Below are 15418 nucleotides of genomic sequence, written 5' to 3' on the forward strand. Positions count from 1 at the left end.
TGAGAGTCGGATTCTTCTCTGAAACCGGTCGTTCGAATTTCGACGACGTCCGACCGCTTGTGGCTGACCCCGGTCCCCTGGTGACCGGCTCGGATCGACCCGTCGGGGACACACCGGGTCAGCTATCGGGCGGCTTTGAGAGGCAAGGCGGTCTCACAGAGCAGCGGCGTAGCACTGCTCTTCGTTCTAGATCGTCACCACAATCTTTCCGACCTGGTTCCCGGCTTCCATATATCGATGCGCTTCGGCAATCTGATCGAAGCTAAAAGTGCGGTCGATCGTTGGCCGTAGCTCGCCTGTCGACAAGCCTTGAGTGATGAACGTCTTCGCTTCCTCCAACCGATGCGGGCTGGTCGTTATCTCGAAAAGTTCGTAGCCGCGTACCGTGAGGTGTTTTCCGAGAATATCCATGACGGGTACCGGGATATCCCGCGCGTCGAGTGCGCCGTACTGGAAAAACGTTCCATCGTGGCCGAGGGCTTGTAGAAGGCTCCTCGCGTGCGGACCACCGACCGGATCGAAAACCATGTTCACGCCCTTTCCGTCCGTCACATCAAGCAGTTGCTGATGCAATCCGGCATCGTCCCCGACAAAAACGTGTGCCGCGCCTCCTCGCAGCAACGGGTCCTTTTTCGCAAGGCTACGCGTCAAGGCAACAGGCGTCGCCTTCACAAAATTCGCGATCTGTATCGCGGCCATCCCGACACTGCTAGTCGCTGCGCCGATGACAACGGTTTCGCCGGCCTTCAGTCCGCCGAGATTGATGAGCGCGCCATAGGCCGTGGTGAACGCCATCCACGTTGCTGCGGCTTCTTCGAACGATACATTGTCGGGTGTTTTAACGACCGCAGAGACCGGCGCATTGACCACTTCACCGTACATGCCGTAGTCGGCGAAAGAAAACGCCGGGATGATGCCAACTCGATCACCCGACGCGAACCCTGTGACACCGTCGCCGACTGCGGCAACTACCCCGGCGGCTTCATAGCCCAGCATGGCTGGGAAACTCGGCTCGATTACGTACTGGCCGCTTCGATACATCACTTCAGCGCGATTGATTCCAAGCGCTTTTACTTTAATCTGGACTTCGCCCGCTCCGGGTGCTGGGACATCGATATCTTCAATTTGCAGAACCTCGGGACCGCCGACGCGGTGAAAACGAACTACTTTCGACATTTCGCTACCTCTTGAATTGTGACGGCGACCAACATCGCGCCCGTACAACAAGTTTAGGCATATCCATCGATTCCAGTAAGCGGCTATGATTCCAGACATTCCATCCCTGAATTCCACAATCCCGCGATGAATGAAAATTTCGACGGCATACGCGAATTCGTTACCGCGATCGACTCCGGGAGTTTCTCGGCTGCAGCGCAAGAGCTTGGCGTAACCGGATCGGCAGTCGGCAAGAGTATCTCGCGGCTGGAAAAGCGCCTTGGAGTGCAGCTTCTGCACCGGACCACGCGACGTATCGATATGACTACTGCGGGCGAGACTTTCCTTGCGACGTGTCGTCGCGTGCTCGCTGAACTCCATGAAGCCGAGGCACTACTCGCCACCGGCCGTCAGCAGCCTATCGGACGCATGCGCGTCGATCTGCCAACCACCTTTGGCCGACGCCACATCGCTCCGGCTCTTCTTCGTATGGCGCAACGGTATCCGCGTCTGGATCTGTCTATATCACTTCAAGACCGCCCAATCGACCTGGTAGGTGAGGGTGTCGACCTCGCAGTCCGGATCGGCTTGCTCGATGACTTTACTGACCTGGTGGCGCGCAAGCTTGGCCATCAACGTATGACGATCTGCGCCGCGCCCGCTTACCTTGAACGGCATGGCATGCCGGAGTCCATCGACGACCTTTCAAAACATGATTGCCTCGTTGGGTGGCAGCGATTCGGCCAGCCGGGCTGGCTGATTGCGGACAATGGAGGTAAGACTGCGTATAGGGATGTGCGCGCACGTCATGAATTGACAGACGGCGACACGCTCCTTATGGCGTCTATCGCGGGATGTGGGCTGGTTCAACTTCCTGGCTGGTTGTCTATGGAAGCGTTGGCGACGGGACAACTGCGCGAGGTTCTTCCTGAACTTTCGGCCACGATGCCGATTCACGTCATCTGGCAGAAAACTCGGCATCTCCAACCGAAAGTTCAGGTGACTGTCGAGGAACTGGAGACGCTTGCAACGGCCGAGGCGGCGGTATTCCGCGCTTGACTGCATCGCTACGTCCGTCAATGGCCGAACTCCGCATTTCAGCGATCGGCAGCACCCGACCCTGAACGGTCATCTGTAATTCCAGAAAGCAGCCACTCATACTCGATAAACACAGATGCTAATTGCATGCTACGGCACCGCCGGTCGACGTGCACTGGTGCATCGACCAATGACTTTGCCCCGTCAGAGTTGCGCCCCGACTCATCCCGCCGCCCTGTGAAAATGGCGTGAAAATCAGGTCCAACTTCGAAAAATGGCGTTCAGTAGGCGCTGGCGCCAGAGGAGGTGCAGCTCGGATCGATATGTCGACAGCACGATCCCAAGCTTCACTGCCACTGGTCCGCAAGCGCTTCACGGAGTTGATAGACCCATCATTGTTTATAAGGATCTCGACAGTTGCCTCCGGGTTCTCGTGAACCTGATCGATGTCGACTCGCAAATTGCTACTCATGGCGCAAGTGACATAGCCGATCCATTGCGATGCGGTGAGGTTGTTTTGCGTAGGCATCGGCCCTCCTTGCGGAGCAAGGCTCGCCAAGCAATGGTTAATTACTTGCTCGAGGGGTATCGTCGGCACATTGCTTGTAGTCTGTGCAATATCGTTTGCGCACCCCGTTAGCTGAGCAAACACGTAGAAGCAGGCAGCGAGTTTCCAGTTCTTCTTTTTCATGTTCGAATTCAGTGCGTTAATACAAAACGACCCGCCTCCGATTGTCATCGATCTTGGCTACGGTGTCGAACGTCGTTTATGAGGCTTCACGCGACCAAGTGATATAGAGGAACAGCCAGCAAGCAAGACCGCTCACCACCCCAACGGGAATAACGAGCCGGATCAACACTCGTGCGACGTTTCACCAGATAGCAGGTACCGCCCATTTGCCGAGCCTTGAACGGCCGGAAGAAGTCACGCGCGTGATCGCGAATTTCATCGACCAATGTAAAGCACAGCAATAGCTCAGTTAGCGAAATGCTGACGCTCGAAGTACGAAGTCATTGTTAGTCAGCCAGGAGGGGTTATCGAATGCCTGCGTTTGACCAACCCACGCCGACTGACCACCACCCCACTCCGCCCGGCAAAAACCTCAGCCCTCGGTCTGATGGCAAACCACTTCAATATTGTGCCCATCCGGACCAATAACAAAAGCCGCATAGTAGTTCGCGTGGTAGCGCGGACGCAGACCGGGCGCGCCATTATCTTGGCCACCAGCCTCCAGAGACTCGCGATAGAAAGCATCGACTTGCTGGCGATTGTCGGCCGTGAACGCCAGATGTAGATGCGCCGGTTTCTCTTCAGTCTGAAACAGGCACAAAGAAGCCTTGTCCGGCGAACTAAGCTCGACACCATAAGTCGGCACCCCCTCCGAGACAACCACTACGCCGATCGGTCCGAGTGCCTTGACGAAGAACGCTTTGCTCGCTGCATAGTCGCTGACGCCGAATTTAACGTGGTCGAACATGAGTGCTCCAGAAGTGTGGGCGCCCGCGCGAGGCCTGACGCGATTGGAAAATCATGGCGATGTTGCCACACGTAGTCACGCGTAACCACCGGTACCAATCCGGGTATGAATTCCATACGATGCGAGAGCGCGTCGAAGTCCGGTGTGTTAAGTTTTCGCATCGTCGAATCGGATATTGAAATCCCTATGCGAATTCTTGTGATGGGCGGCACGCTATTTCTTGGCCGTCACATCGTCGAAGCGGCTCTAAGGCGCGGACATGTCGTCACGATCTTCAACCGGGGTCGAGAAAACCCATCGCTGTTCCCCGAGATCGAACGCCTTGTCGGAGACAGGAATTCGAACCTGTCTACTCTGCGCGGCCGCGAGTTTGACGCAGTGATAGATCCGTCCGCGTATAACCCGAAGCAGATCGATCTCGTACTTTCTGCTCTCGGGGTTCTCCCGAAGCACTACACGTTTATCTCCAGCATTTCCGCATATCGAGGCTTTCCGCCCGGCATACGATATGACGAAGACGCCGACTTGCTTCCCGGTAGTCAAGACTACGGCGCGCTGAAAGCGAGAACGGAAGCCGCGATTCAGTCTGCCATGCCGGGGCGCGTCGCGATTCTAAGACCAGGTTTAATTGTTGGTCCGCATGACCCGACGGGAAGATTCACCTACTGGATTCGTCGCATCGACGCGGGCGGCCGTGTGCTTGCTCCGGGACGTCGCGACCGTCTCATTCAGTTCATCGACGTGCGAGACCTTGCTGAATGGTCCGTACTCATGGCGGAAGATCGGGTGAATGCGGTTTTCAATGCGGTCGGTCCACAATCGACGTTGACCATGGGGCAGTTCCTTGACGAGTGCCTTGACGCATCCTCGCAGAGTGGCGCGCGGCTTGATTGGCTCACGGACGAGCAGGTGCTGGCGGCAGGTATCGAAGGATGGACCGAACTGCCTCTCTGGGTCGCTGAAAACGATATTGAAGCTGGCGGCATTTTCCTCGCCGACAATCGCCGCGCGAGAGAGCACGGGCTCGAATTCCGGCCGCTCTCACAAACGGTCAAGGATGTACAGGCCTGGAGCCGCACTACTGTCGAGATTAGACAATCGACGCTGCTGGTTCGGACTTTAAGTTCAGAGAAGGAACAAGCAACGCTTGCGCGCTTCGATGGTTTTTAAGCTCAGGGCTCACAAACCTCCCGCCCCAAACCAACCTCAAAAACTCCGCACCACCTTCGGCTGCGACCGCAGCAGCAAACAGAACGCAGCGACATGCGTGATCTTTAAGAAAGGCACATAGATAACCGGAATCACGTACATCGCACCCAACTCCCCCGCGTGCGCCGGAAGCCCCGCCTGAATCGCACGGTAATAGTCGAGGACGAGATCCGTCACCCCAACAACATTAAACGCCACGACAAACAACCAGAACAGCGCAGGTCTACGTACCGTCAATAACGCCAGCATCGCCAGCAAGCCCGTCGCGAAGTCACCATACGCAGCAGACACGGCGAAGCTCGCAGGCAGATGCGGACCGACAACGCCCGGCAAAATAAACGCCAGCCCAAAAAAACGAAAACTATGGAACGTAGCGATAGCGCGATGCGCATCGAACGCATCCATCGTTTTAAGCCTGGGCCAGACATACGCGCGGAAGCTAAGCAGCCCGGCGACATACCCCAGCGCGAGATGCAACGGGAAGATCAGTTCCGGTGGCATGAAGCCTCCTGTCAGGTGTTATCCGGCGCGTTGAAGGACACGAAAGAGACCGGCCGGCACGACTTCTTATCCGCAGACGTAGGTGTACCATGGCCTCTCTCGACCGACTATTCACCACAATGTTGACGGGCTATGAAGCAGAACTTCACAGTCAGACAAGGCGCGCTCGATGGTGTGGAGGTGTTCCTGAGCGTCGCCCAGCATCGCAGCTTTCGCCGGGCCGCCGCGGAACTCGGGGTGACGCCGTCGGCCGTCAGCCAGACGGTGCGTGTTCTCGAGGCGCGCATCGGCGCAGCGCTCTTCATCCGCACCACGCGCAGCGTCGGCCTGACCGAAGCCGGCGAGCGGTTTTTGGCGCACGCCAAGCCGGCTTTCGAAGAGCTTGTCGCCGCGAGCGAGGTGGCGCGCGGGTTCGGCCAGCGCCCCACCGGACTGTTGCGGCTTTCCGTGCCGCGCGCGGTGTTGCCCATCCTGCTCGAACCGCTGATCGCCTCTTTCTGCCAGGCGTATCCCGAGGTCGAAGTGGAAATTTCCGCCAGCAAGGAACTGGTCGATCTCGCAGCGGAAGGATTCGACGCCGGTATACGCATGGGTCAGTTCGTCGATGCCGACATGGTCGCCGTACCGTTGACGCCGCCGCTTCGTCTTATCGTCGTCGGCAGCCCGGATTACTTCGCCGCGCACAGCCCGCCGGAACACACGGACGACCTGCGCCAGCACGCCTGCTTGCGGTGGCGGCGATCCAGCGGCGCGCTCGCGCTCTGGTCGTTCAACGACAACGGCCAGACGATCGAGATCGCCGTATCCGGCCCGCTCATCGCCAACGATTTCTCGACCATGCTGGGCGGCGCGATCGAAGGCATGGGCCTGGCCCAGGTTCCTGAACCGATGGCCGCCCAAAGATTGCGAGCGGGACAACTGGTGCACGTGCTGGAGCAATTCGCGCCGGTGATACCGGGCGTGTTTCTCTACTATCCAAACCGGCGGCAGATCATGCCGAAGCTGCGCGCGTTCATCGATCATGTGAAGAGCCGCCCGGCAGCTCAGAGCAAAGTGCCGGGGAAAGGATAGGACCGGCGCCTCTCGCTCAACCCACACCGAGCCATTCCTGCATGACATCGGCGCGCGTCAGAAATGAATCGAGCGATGCTTCGAACACGATCTCGCCATGTCCCATCACGGCGACGCGGCTGGCGATATCGCGCGCGATCACGAGCCGCTGTTCGATCAGCAACATGGCCACGCCGCGTTCGCGCAATCTGCGCAGACACGCGGCGACCTGGTCCATGACGAGGCTCGCCAGTCCTTCGCCGGGTTCGTCGATCAGCAGCAGATCGGGATCGCCGAGCAGCGCGCGAGCCAGCGTCAACATCTGCTGCTCGCCGCCCGACAGCGCACCGGCACGCGTGTGCCGACGTTCGCGAAGCACGGGGAAGAGTTCGTAGGCGTCGTCGAACATGAAACGCGGTGCGCGGTTGCGCGTGCGCGGTGCTACGCCGAGTTGCAGGTTCTCGTGGACGCTTAGCGTGGGAAAGACGTCGCGATGTTCCGGTACGTAACCGAGTCCCAGACGCGCGATTTCGAAGGTGCGCAAGCCTTTGAGCGAGTGGCCCGCGAAACTGGCCTCGCCCTCGCTGCGCACGAGGCCCATTAGCGCGCGGGCGAGCGTCGAGCGGCCCGAGCCATTACGGCCGACCAGCGCGAGTACTTCGCCCGCCTCGATGCGCAACGTGACGCCGTGCAGCGCCTGGCTTGCGCCGTACCACGCGTTGAGTCCGCGGATGTCGAGTAAGGCGGTCATGCGCGGGGGCCTTTGGTGAGCGGGGTGCCATCGCCAAGATAAGCAGCCCGCACCGCCGCGTCCGCGCGAATCGCCGCTGGTGTGCCGCTCGCGATGACACGCCCTTGCACCAGCACCGAAATACGATCCGCGATAGCGAACACTGCGTCCATGTCGTGCTCGACCATCAGCAGCGTGCGGCCGGCTGTGGTTTCGCGAATCAGCTCGATCGCGCGCGCGGCTTCCGCGCGGTTCATGCCGGCGGTCGGCTCGTCGAGCAGCAACGTATGCGCGCCGCCGGCGAGCGCAATGCCGAGGTCGAGCGCGCGTTGTCCCGCGTAACCAAGCGTGCCGGCTTGCACATGCCGATGAGCGCTCAGGCCGACCGCTTCGAGTACCTGTTCGGCACGGGCGTCGACGGTGTACGAGCCGGTGAAGCGCTGCCACCAGCGCGTGCGATCGCGTTCGGCAAGTTGCGCCGCGCAGCGCAGGTTGTCGAACACGCTCAGTCGCGCGAACACACTGGTGGTCTGGAAGCTGCGCGCGAGCCCGCGACGTGCGATCGCGGCCGGCGCGAGTCGCGTGATCTCCGCGCCGAACAGATCGATGCGTCCGGCGTTCGGCCGCGCACCGCCGGCGATCAGATTGAAGAGCGTCGACTTGCCCGCGCCGTTCGGACCGATTAGCGCGTGACGTTCGCCGGGCTGAATCGCGAGGTCGACGCCGCGCAGAATTTGCGTGGCGCCGAAGCGCTTGGTCACGCCGTAGAGGGCGAGAGCGGGGATCATCGCGCCTCTCCCAGGGTCTGCATCTCCGTTGCGGGCATCGCGAGACGTGCCTGCGCGCGAATCGCGTAACGCGCCGCGATTGCTCCCGGCATGGCCAACATCAACAGCACGACGCCAAGCCGGAACGGCGACGACACCACCTCCAACGACAAGCTCGCCACGTTCAACACCGCCCCGTCATCCGCACCGAATTGCACCGCGTACGCCCATTGCACCGCGAGCACGATTGCCGCCATCCACAGCAACGCGGCAACCGTGCCCCAAGCGTAAGCCGCGCGGCACGCGCGCCAACCGTGCGCCGCAATTCTCGTCGTATGTCGCTGTGCGAAGCCGGCGAGACCATCCGGCGACACCTCCACGATCACGACAAAGAACAGCCCCAGATAAAACAGCCACGCGCGCGTGACGCTCGCCACCGCAACGCTGAAAAACGTCAGCACGACCGCGCCCGCTACCGGTCCGAAGAACGCCGCCGTCCCGCCGATCACGGTGGCGATCAGCACCGCGCCCGAGCGCAGCATGCCGACGCTTTCCGTCGATACCAGTTCGACGTTGATCAGGCCCAACGTCCCCGCGATGCCCGCGAAAAACGCGGACAGCACCACCACGCCATAACGGACGCGTCGTGGATAACAGCCGATCGCCGCCGCACGCGCCGGGTTATCGCGCACGGCGTTAGCGAGCCGCATGAACGGCGTACGCGACAGCGCAAACATCGCCACGCAAGCCAGACAACACCAGACGGCGATCAGCGCGTACGCCTCGCGCGCCGGACCGAAGCTCCAGCTTCCGAGCAATGGGCCGCTCGCACGGTCGATCGCCACGCCCGCTTCGCCGCCGAACCAGTCGGGCAGCGTCCACGCGGCCGCTGCCACAAGTTCGCCGAGACCGAGCGTGATCATCGCGAAGGCCGTGCCCGCGCGCCGCGTCGACACGAAACCGAACAGCACCCCGCACAGCGCGCCGCCGATGCCGCCGATCAACGGCAGCAGCACGAGCGGCACGCCCATCGCATTGAACACTTGCGCGGCGATCAACGCGCCGAGGCCGGAATACGCGGCGTGACCGAACGACAGCAAGCCTGTTGCGCCGAGTAGCAGGTTGTAGGAGAGCGCGAACACGATCATCGTCGCGGTCTGCGCGAGATAGGCGAGCAGCCAGCTTTGCGGCCAGACGAATGGCGGGACAGCTAGCAGGAGGACGAGCGCCAGCCATGGTGTGAGCGCGCGGAGGCATGATTTCCGCGCTTCACGCATGATCGTCACGCCGTCCAAACATCCCGCGCGGACGCAGCGCCAGCATCGCGACCAGCAGCAGATACGGAATCAGCGGCGCAAGCTGCGCGAGCGTCAGCGCTTCCCACTGCGGCGGCAGCGACGCGCCCACCACCGACATTGCATCGCCCAACGACACATCGCTAGCCACCGCAAAAGTCTGCACGCAACCCACCAGCAGCGACGCCGCCAGCGCCCCGCTCAACGAGCCCAATCCACCGATCACGACCACCACGAACACGATCGAGCCGAGAGACTCCGCCATCGACGGTTCGATCACGAACAGCGGCGCGCCGATCACGCCGGCCAACGCGGCGAGCGCCGTGCCGGCCGCGAACACGCCGGTGAACACGCGTGGCACGTTGTGACCGAGTGCTTCGACGGCGCTCGCGTGCGTCAGCGCGGCACGCACGATCAACCCCGCTTTCGACACGCGCAACACGGCATAAAGCACAGCGAGCATCGCCAGCGACACCACCATCATGAAGGCCCGGTAACGCGCGAACGCAGCGCCGTAAACGGTGAACAATGGACCGTCGAGCGCCGCCGGCACCGTCGCCGAAAGCGGGCTTAAGCCCCAGCCGAGCTTGACCAGTTCGCCGAGCAGATAAGCCGCGCCAAAGGTCAGCAGCAACTCCGCGAGATGGCCGTGGCCACGCACGCGACGCAACAGCCAACGCTCCAGCGCCGCGCCGATCAGACCGACGACGAGCGGCGCGATCACCAGTGCGCTCCAGAATCCGGCACGCGCCACCACCGAAAAGCCGACATAAGCGCCGAGCATGTAAAAGCTCGCGTGCGCGAAGTTCAGCACGCCGAGCATGCTGAAAATCAGCGTCAAACCAGCCGACAGCATGAACAGCAGCAAGCCGTAACTGACACCGTTGAGCAGATTGATGACGAGCGATTGCACGCGCCTAATCCGCCTGCGCCGCGACGCTCAATGGTTCGAGCGCCGCGCGCAATTCGGCGGGCAGCGTCACCGGACGGCGCGTGACACGATCCACATAGACGTGCACGAAGTGGCCTTGCGCGGCGGGCTCGGCGTCGCCCTCCTTGAAGAGCCCCACTTCGTAACGCACGCTCGACGTGCCGAGCCGCACCACCCGCAAGCCCGCGTCGATGCGATCGGGAAACACCAGCGGCGCGAAGTAGCTGCAATGCGTTTCGACCACGAGGCCGATCGTCGCGCCGTGTTCGAAATCCAGCACGCCCGCGCGGATCAGATACTCGTTCACCACGGTGTCGAAGTAGCTGTAATAGACGACGTTGTTCACGTGACCGTAGACGTCGTTGTCCATCCAGCGTGTGGTGATAACCTGAAAGTGGCGAAACTCGTTTTTTTTCAAAGCTTTAGGCTTAATCGGCCCACTGGAAGTCAAGTTTTTGTCCATAGATATCTCATCGCGCCTGAAACCTTTACCAGCATTGCCTTCCAGCCATATTCGCCCTAGACTTTCACAGCCGACAAAAATCGTCCATTCGCACAATCGTCCATGGATCGTCCATCGGAACCACTGGTGCACAAATTATGAGCAAAAAAGTGTCCATTCGAAATCGTCCTAAACTACCGCCCGGAATCTCGTATCACGAGACATCAACGGGCATGAAGTTCCGCATTCGCATCCGCTCTACCAAGAAGCTGGAACGCATGGGCCGGGTATCAAAGGACAGGTCCGGGGCAATTCTATCAGTGCAGGAAGTGGACGAAGTCCACGATACAAGACAACAGGCTGAAGTCCGGCTTCACAACCTGATCTATTCGACCGAGCGCGCAAAAGAGATGGGCGAACTCATCGAGCAGATGGGCAGTCAGGTGTTCATGCACGAACTATTACAGACGCACTACGACAAGCAATATGCAAAGCGCCCCACGGCAAAGCAACTGCAAAGCAGAATCAACGTAATCAATAGAACGGTCATCAGCGGCATCGATCACCGACCAACGAAGTTCCTAGGGCAGATGTTGCCCTTCGTAAAGAATGACCTCGGCATGGAAGAGCAAGTTTTCGGCAATGCCTTAGTCAAGGACTACAAGACAGCGATCGAACAGCTCATCGAGACCCGCCTCTACAAGGACGAGGTAAAGCCGCAAACCCTTAGCAACGATCTCACCATCATCTCGTCTGCATTGAAGAATGCCCACCACTACTATACGGAGTTCAAAGACGATCCCATCGTGCAACCGCTAGCTCATGTGGACAAGCGAAAGCTAGAGCCCGTCTTGCCGCCGAAGGTTGACAAGAGGCTCACGGAGGCACAACGAGTAGCAGTCGAGAAGTTGCTCATCGAGAAAAGCAATAAGGATCACTATCACGAGTTCTTTACATTTTTGCTAGAGAGCGGCTGTCGACTATCAGAAGCGCTCGGCATTCAGGCCAATGATGTCGATCTGCCAAACCGAACAATTCGTGTTTCGACACTAAAAAGAAAGAATCAAAGTATTCGATTCGTTGGCATCACGAAAAAAATGATGCCAATTGTAAAAAAGCACATTGACGGGAAGAAGCTCACCGACCGGATGTTCCCTCATAGCAAGCACACGTATGGAACGAAACTAAAGCAGATGAAGAAGCATTTCGAGGCCGCAGGCGTATCTTTTCACTGGCACAAGACACGGCATACCTTTGCATCGAACAACGCACCCAGCAAAAATGCTTTCGAGCTTGCGTATGCTATGGGCATCAACGATACCCAACATCTCGCCAACGAATACTTACAGGTCATTCATTCCGAAAATCTTGCAAAGAAGAAGGCGCAAGCAGGACTGCTTACCCCTGACGAGCTGCAAACATACTTGGGTCACAGCAATCAAGATGAAACACAGAATACTTATGTTCACCTCGACCCAGAGCAAGTATCTACGTCAGATTTACTACTGATTATCAAGCAACTACAGAGCCAAGTAACAGAACTTAACGCTAAAGTTGAAGGAGAAAATTTATAAACTGAGGGCAGCGCTTCAAACTCTTGAGTTCTTCTTTCCCGCGATGGGTAGCGAAGTTCTCAGCAGTAACGAAAGATGAGGAAATTCGGGATGCCAATCCGGATGAGGTCATTGCCGCCTGACCACCCACCCCGGACAGCGGAAGTCCTTGTCGGATGAGGCTGTGCCCGGGGTGTCCAACGTGTCCGAGTTAAATCGAAGTTTCTTCGAAGGCAGATCGCCCAGCGTGCGGCTATTGTCGACACCCAGCAGTCATTGCGGCCCCTACGTCGATGGAATCTGAATCACACGCCGATAGGCAGGTTTGTGCAGGAAAACACGCTCGAATGGGCCGCAATCAACTATTTCGTCCGTCGCCCATTCAATATCTTGATCCTGTGCCGGGTCCCAGAAGTCCACGGTGATCACGAGCCAATAAGCGTCGCACGGTCGGTATTCTTTGGCTTTCTTGACCTTGTCTGCAACAACCTCTCGCACCCGATTGACCTGAAGCATCGGAACAGAATAGCTTTGCTGAACAAACCAACGAGGGTTAGCCCACTCACCACTGGAATACATGAAATCTATGCAATCGAGATGATCATATGTCGCATGCTCAACTTGCCCCAGTTCCCCACGTTGCACATACGTCGCCACCTCGGCTGGAGTTGCCCCTGTAACTCAGGACACTCGGACACCGTTAAGTTGATGATGCAGCAGTTCGCCGGAACTCCCGGGGCGAACGGTACTTCAATGCCTTATGCGGGTGGCGTTCGTTGTAGTGTTCAAAGGCACCGGCCAGATGCGAGAGCGCGGTTGGTACATCAGGCTTGTGCATAAAGGCAATGTAATCGTGCTTGATTGTCTTCACGAACGACTCGGCCATGCCGTTACTCTGCGGCGAACGAACGGGTGTAGTCAACGGCTCCAGACCCAGCTCGCGAGCGAAACTGCGCGTGCGATGGTCGATGTAGGCAGAGCCGTTGTCTGACAGCCATTCGATGGTTGCGCCTGCCTGCGTCGTGCCGAAGCGTTGCTCGACCGCTGCGAGCATCACATCACGTACGACGTCGCCGCTATGACCGCCAGTAGTCGCTGCCCAGCTGATAGCTTCCCGGTCATGGCAGTCCAGCGCAAACGTCACGCGCAACGGCGAGCCATCGTCACAACGGAACTCAAAGCCATCCGAGCACCAGCGGACATTACTCTGGTCAACGGCAATGCGTCCGTCATGCCGGCGGGTATCGCGACGTTGGCCAGGGCGCCGGAGCAGCAACTGATGGTCGCGCATGACGCGATAGACCCGCTTGGCGTTCACGCACGGCGCACCAGTCATTTCGTGACTACGTCGCAGCAGCGCCCAGACTCGCCGGTATCCATAAGTCGGCAAGCCCGCCACATGCTCATGGATTGCAGCGACCAGTTCCGTGTCGTCGGTCTGTCGGGCGCGGCGGCCGTCCTGCCAGTCCGGGGAGCGGTCTTTTCTGACTGCCAGAGCAGAGCGCGCTACGCCGAGAACATCGCAGACCGTTTTCATTGGTCGTCCCCGGGCAGTAAGGGCGAGCGCGCAATCCAGTTTTTTGAGCGGCCATACTCGACTGCTTCCTTCAGGATTTCTGCCTCCTGCGTCTTCTTGCCAAGCAGACGCTGCAGCTCCCTGATTTCCTTCATCGCTGTTGCTAACTGCGAGGCCGGCACCACGGCTTCTCCAGCCTTCACCGCAGCCAGGCTGCCTTCCTCGTATTGCTTGCGCCACGCAAACACCTGGTTTGGGTTGACCCCGTGTCGTCGGGCAACCGCCGAAACCGTTGCCCCCGGCTCCAGGGTTTCCTGCACGATGGCCACTTTCTCCTGGACCGAACGTCGACGACGGCGCTCCGGCTCGGTCAGAACTTCAATGCTTTCCACGATTTGCCTAGGCTTGAAACTAGTCACAAGATTCCCTCTTATTTTAAGGGGTGTCTCGTGTCCTGAGAATCAAGGGGCTACTCCATCGGCAATGCTACGTGCCAACCCTTCCACATCGGCGATCGGTAATTCGGGATTGAAGCCGATCGCTAGTTCAATGGGGCGACCACCGGCCTCGATATGCAATTCTTGAGCGCGGGCTACGACATGTTCCCGAGGTTTGGTTTGCCTTTGTTCGCTAGCGGCATCCTGACCATCAACAATATAGAGGGTAGTTAGTTCAATTCCAAGCGTCCGATCGCCATGTATCAGCACATCGGGTTTGTCTGCGTGCTCGATGGTGCCAGCCGGCAACGCATAATCATTTCGGAATGACTGAAACGACTGCAATTCCTCTTGTTGCTGCCTCGTCCAAACGTTCTTCCCCGAGGCTTCAAGATCGGCTGGTTCACTCATAGGGTGGGATGCACAGTCTTACTTCTATCAGAACCATCCTCATCAAGCCAATCGAGCTGCACGGTAAGTTTCGGCGGACTTTGCATATGCACCGCAGCAACGAGTTCAACAGACTGAAATCTGTCCAAGGTTTCGAGAGGGAACTTGCGGTCGACCTCTGACTGAAGCACGACTTCGTTGCCAGCAGGAAACGAGATCCGAACATCCCGCGCGGTGGCTTGCCCCTGGTTGAATACTTTCAACCTATATTTTGAGCTACCCAGCTTCATGAACGCGGCGCTCAACTTCGCGCGCTTGCCTTCTGCCAGTTCCGACGCTTCCTTGTCGGCCAGCAAAGCGTTCAATTGCCTCTGACTCTCGATAAGTTGTTCCTGCTTCGTGTTGAACTGCAAAGTCTTCCACGTTGAGTAGCAAGACAACCCCAGAGCGAGAATCGCGGCGCCACCGCTTAGGTCGATAGACATAGTCCTACTTGATTGTGATGTTCTTGCTATTCTTGAAAGTGTTCTTCAGCATCTTTCTCAGTTCGTCGGCGACATCCTTGGTTACCTGTTTGCCGATTTCCTGCACGTGCTCCTCAATGTTCTCGCTGTTCGCTTCGCGTAGCTCGGCGCGAGTCATAACTCGGCCACACGATGCACAGGTGACAAAGGCTGCATCGTCTTCCGATGAGTCATCATATGAGAAGTGAGTTCCCGCACACGTCGGACAGTGAAAGGGGATCGCGCGGTCGTATTTGGATTCGTCCATTAGGTTTGTCCTCGCCTCAAGAAGATTCTGCTAGCTTACCGTGGATTGCGGCTTATGGTCAGCCTATGCCAAGAACGGAAGCTATACATTCAGCACCGGTATATCCCCGTCTAAGTTATTCATTTACCCCGGACACCTTGGACACGTTGGACACA

Annotated in this window: 18 protein-coding genes; 4 read left to right on the forward strand and 14 right to left on the reverse strand. The window is 58.6% G+C overall.

The window, feature by feature from the left end:
* Positions 1 to 186: 186 nt before the first annotated feature.
* On the reverse strand, positions 187 to 1176 hold the full coding sequence (locus FA94_RS04230) for a zinc-dependent alcohol dehydrogenase family protein (protein ID WP_035547057.1): 990 nt from the start codon (positions 1174 to 1176) through the stop codon (positions 187 to 189).
* A 126-nt stretch (positions 1177 to 1302) separates the two neighbouring features.
* On the opposite strand from FA94_RS04230, the gene FA94_RS04235 reads away from it, so the two are divergent.
* Positions 1303 to 2214 (forward strand): LysR family transcriptional regulator, encoded by a 912-nt coding sequence (locus FA94_RS04235; RefSeq protein ID WP_035547060.1) that lies wholly within the window; start codon positions 1303 to 1305, stop codon positions 2212 to 2214.
* A 118-nt stretch (positions 2215 to 2332) separates the two neighbouring features.
* Here the strand turns inward: FA94_RS04235 and FA94_RS04240 are convergent, their stop codons facing one another.
* Positions 2333 to 2884: a TonB C-terminal domain-containing protein gene (locus FA94_RS04240; protein ID WP_035547062.1), complete on the reverse strand. Its 552-nt coding sequence runs from the start codon at positions 2882 to 2884 to the stop codon at positions 2333 to 2335.
* Positions 2885 to 3296: 412 nt separating this feature from the next.
* Positions 3297 to 3671 carry a VOC family protein gene (locus tag FA94_RS04245; RefSeq protein ID WP_035547064.1) on the reverse strand — a complete coding sequence of 125 codons (375 nt, stop codon included), beginning with the start codon at positions 3669 to 3671 and terminating at the stop codon, positions 3297 to 3299.
* Positions 3672 to 3776: 105 nt separating this feature from the next.
* Here FA94_RS04245 and FA94_RS04250 point away from each other — a divergent pair, with 105 nt between their 5' ends.
* The gene (locus tag FA94_RS04250; RefSeq protein ID WP_081935663.1) at positions 3777 to 4841 is read left to right on the forward strand and encodes an NAD-dependent epimerase/dehydratase family protein; all 1065 of its coding nucleotides are present in this window, start codon (positions 3777 to 3779) and stop codon (positions 4839 to 4841) included.
* A 36-nt stretch (positions 4842 to 4877) separates the two neighbouring features.
* On the opposite strand, the gene FA94_RS04255 is transcribed toward FA94_RS04250, so the two are convergent.
* A complete protein-coding gene (locus tag FA94_RS04255) occupies positions 4878 to 5381 on the reverse strand; it encodes a DUF8737 domain-containing protein (RefSeq protein WP_035547068.1) in 504 nt (167 codons plus the stop codon).
* Between the two features lie 132 nt (positions 5382 to 5513).
* Between FA94_RS04255 and FA94_RS04260 the strand changes: the two genes are divergently transcribed.
* Complete coding sequence (locus FA94_RS04260; RefSeq protein WP_035547071.1) at positions 5514 to 6452, forward strand: LysR family transcriptional regulator; 939 nt, start codon at positions 5514 to 5516, stop codon at positions 6450 to 6452.
* Positions 6453 to 6468: 16 nt separating this feature from the next.
* On the opposite strand, the gene FA94_RS04265 is transcribed toward FA94_RS04260, so the two are convergent.
* The 5 genes from FA94_RS04265 to FA94_RS04285 are packed head-to-tail and all read right to left on the reverse strand — an operon-like array spanning position 6469 to position 10617.
* On the reverse strand, positions 6469 to 7182 hold the full coding sequence (locus FA94_RS04265; RefSeq protein ID WP_035547073.1) for an ABC transporter ATP-binding protein: 714 nt from the start codon (positions 7180 to 7182) through the stop codon (positions 6469 to 6471).
* The gene (locus FA94_RS04270; RefSeq protein WP_035547076.1) at positions 7179 to 7949 is read right to left on the reverse strand and encodes an ABC transporter ATP-binding protein; all 771 of its coding nucleotides are present in this window, start codon (positions 7947 to 7949) and stop codon (positions 7179 to 7181) included. The genes FA94_RS04265 and FA94_RS04270 overlap by 4 nt, the downstream gene beginning before the upstream one ends.
* Positions 7946 to 9205 carry a branched-chain amino acid ABC transporter permease gene (locus tag FA94_RS04275; protein ID WP_035549273.1) on the reverse strand — a complete coding sequence of 420 codons (1260 nt, stop codon included), beginning with the start codon at positions 9203 to 9205 and terminating at the stop codon, positions 7946 to 7948. The genes FA94_RS04270 and FA94_RS04275 overlap by 4 nt, the downstream gene beginning before the upstream one ends.
* Positions 9198 to 10136, reverse strand: coding sequence for a branched-chain amino acid ABC transporter permease (locus FA94_RS04280; RefSeq protein ID WP_035547079.1), 939 nt, complete (start codon positions 10134 to 10136; stop codon positions 9198 to 9200). Before FA94_RS04280 ends, FA94_RS04275 begins: the two co-directional genes overlap by 8 nt.
* Before the next feature lie 4 nt (positions 10137 to 10140).
* Positions 10141 to 10617: an acyl-CoA thioesterase gene (locus tag FA94_RS04285; protein WP_051980364.1), complete on the reverse strand. Its 477-nt coding sequence runs from the start codon at positions 10615 to 10617 to the stop codon at positions 10141 to 10143.
* Positions 10618 to 10829: 212 nt separating this feature from the next.
* Here FA94_RS04285 and FA94_RS04290 point away from each other — a divergent pair, with 212 nt between their 5' ends.
* The gene (locus FA94_RS04290) at positions 10830 to 12170 is read left to right on the forward strand and encodes a tyrosine-type recombinase/integrase (RefSeq protein WP_035547082.1); all 1341 of its coding nucleotides are present in this window, start codon (positions 10830 to 10832) and stop codon (positions 12168 to 12170) included.
* A 264-nt stretch (positions 12171 to 12434) separates the two neighbouring features.
* Here FA94_RS04290 and FA94_RS04295 read toward each other — a convergent pair whose 3' ends face one another.
* The 5 genes from FA94_RS04295 to FA94_RS37760 form a co-directional block, all read right to left on the reverse strand.
* Entirely contained in the window at positions 12435 to 12794 is a 360-nt protein-coding gene (locus tag FA94_RS04295; RefSeq protein WP_231584843.1) for a hypothetical protein, read from the reverse strand.
* Between the two features lie 55 nt (positions 12795 to 12849).
* Positions 12850 to 14048, reverse strand: a protein-coding gene (locus FA94_RS04300) for an IS3 family transposase (protein ID WP_156126577.1) whose coding sequence is annotated in 2 segments (ribosomal slippage) — positions 12850 to 13733 and positions 13733 to 14048 — 1200 coding nt in all. Because the reading frame shifts where the segments join, the coding sequence is not laid out codon by codon here.
* A 78-nt stretch (positions 14049 to 14126) separates the two neighbouring features.
* The gene (locus FA94_RS38495) at positions 14127 to 14513 is read right to left on the reverse strand and encodes a hypothetical protein (RefSeq protein ID WP_035547087.1); all 387 of its coding nucleotides are present in this window, start codon (positions 14511 to 14513) and stop codon (positions 14127 to 14129) included.
* Positions 14510 to 14977 (reverse strand): hypothetical protein, encoded by a 468-nt coding sequence (locus FA94_RS04315; protein WP_035547090.1) that lies wholly within the window; start codon positions 14975 to 14977, stop codon positions 14510 to 14512. Before FA94_RS04315 ends, FA94_RS38495 begins: the two co-directional genes overlap by 4 nt.
* 4 nt (positions 14978 to 14981) lie before the next feature.
* Complete coding sequence (locus tag FA94_RS37760; protein WP_081935666.1) at positions 14982 to 15263, reverse strand: ECs_2282 family putative zinc-binding protein; 282 nt, start codon at positions 15261 to 15263, stop codon at positions 14982 to 14984.
* Positions 15264 to 15418: the final 155 nt, after the last annotated feature.

This window comes from Burkholderia sp. 9120 (assembly GCF_000745015.1).
Taxonomy (GTDB): Bacteria; Pseudomonadota; Gammaproteobacteria; order Burkholderiales; family Burkholderiaceae; genus Paraburkholderia.

What these genes read in the sequence shown, in the direction of transcription:
- FA94_RS04230 (WP_035547057.1), bottom strand. Translation starts at nt 1,176, where the DNA reads ATGTCGAAAGTAGTTCGTTTTCACCGCGTCGGCGGTCCCGAGGTTCTG.
- FA94_RS04265 (WP_035547073.1), bottom strand. Translation starts at nt 7,182, where the DNA reads ATGACCGCCTTACTCGACATCCGCGGACTCAACGCGTGGTACGGCGCA.
- FA94_RS04245 (WP_035547064.1), bottom strand. Translation starts at nt 3,671, where the DNA reads ATGTTCGACCACGTTAAATTCGGCGTCAGCGACTATGCAGCGAGCAAA.
- FA94_RS04270 (WP_035547076.1), bottom strand. Translation starts at nt 7,949, where the DNA reads ATGATCCCCGCTCTCGCCCTCTACGGCGTGACCAAGCGCTTCGGCGCC.
- FA94_RS04255 (WP_035547068.1), bottom strand. Translation starts at nt 5,381, where the DNA reads ATGCCACCGGAACTGATCTTCCCGTTGCATCTCGCGCTGGGGTATGTC.
- FA94_RS04235 (WP_035547060.1), top strand. Translation starts at nt 1,303, where the DNA reads ATGAATGAAAATTTCGACGGCATACGCGAATTCGTTACCGCGATCGAC.
- FA94_RS04240 (WP_035547062.1), bottom strand. Translation starts at nt 2,884, where the DNA reads ATGAAAAAGAAGAACTGGAAACTCGCTGCCTGCTTCTACGTGTTTGCT.
- FA94_RS04315 (WP_035547090.1), bottom strand. Translation starts at nt 14,977, where the DNA reads ATGTCTATCGACCTAAGCGGTGGCGCCGCGATTCTCGCTCTGGGGTTG.
- FA94_RS04285 (WP_051980364.1), bottom strand. Translation starts at nt 10,617, where the DNA reads ATGGACAAAAACTTGACTTCCAGTGGGCCGATTAAGCCTAAAGCTTTG.
- FA94_RS04275 (WP_035549273.1), bottom strand. Translation starts at nt 9,205, where the DNA reads ATGCGTGAAGCGCGGAAATCATGCCTCCGCGCGCTCACACCATGGCTG.
- FA94_RS04290 (WP_035547082.1), top strand. Translation starts at nt 10,830, where the DNA reads ATGAAGTTCCGCATTCGCATCCGCTCTACCAAGAAGCTGGAACGCATG.
- FA94_RS37760 (WP_081935666.1), bottom strand. Translation starts at nt 15,263, where the DNA reads ATGGACGAATCCAAATACGACCGCGCGATCCCCTTTCACTGTCCGACG.
- FA94_RS04260 (WP_035547071.1), top strand. Translation starts at nt 5,514, where the DNA reads ATGAAGCAGAACTTCACAGTCAGACAAGGCGCGCTCGATGGTGTGGAG.
- FA94_RS04250 (WP_081935663.1), top strand. Translation starts at nt 3,777, where the DNA reads ATGAATTCCATACGATGCGAGAGCGCGTCGAAGTCCGGTGTGTTAAGT.
- FA94_RS38495 (WP_035547087.1), bottom strand. Translation starts at nt 14,513, where the DNA reads ATGAGTGAACCAGCCGATCTTGAAGCCTCGGGGAAGAACGTTTGGACG.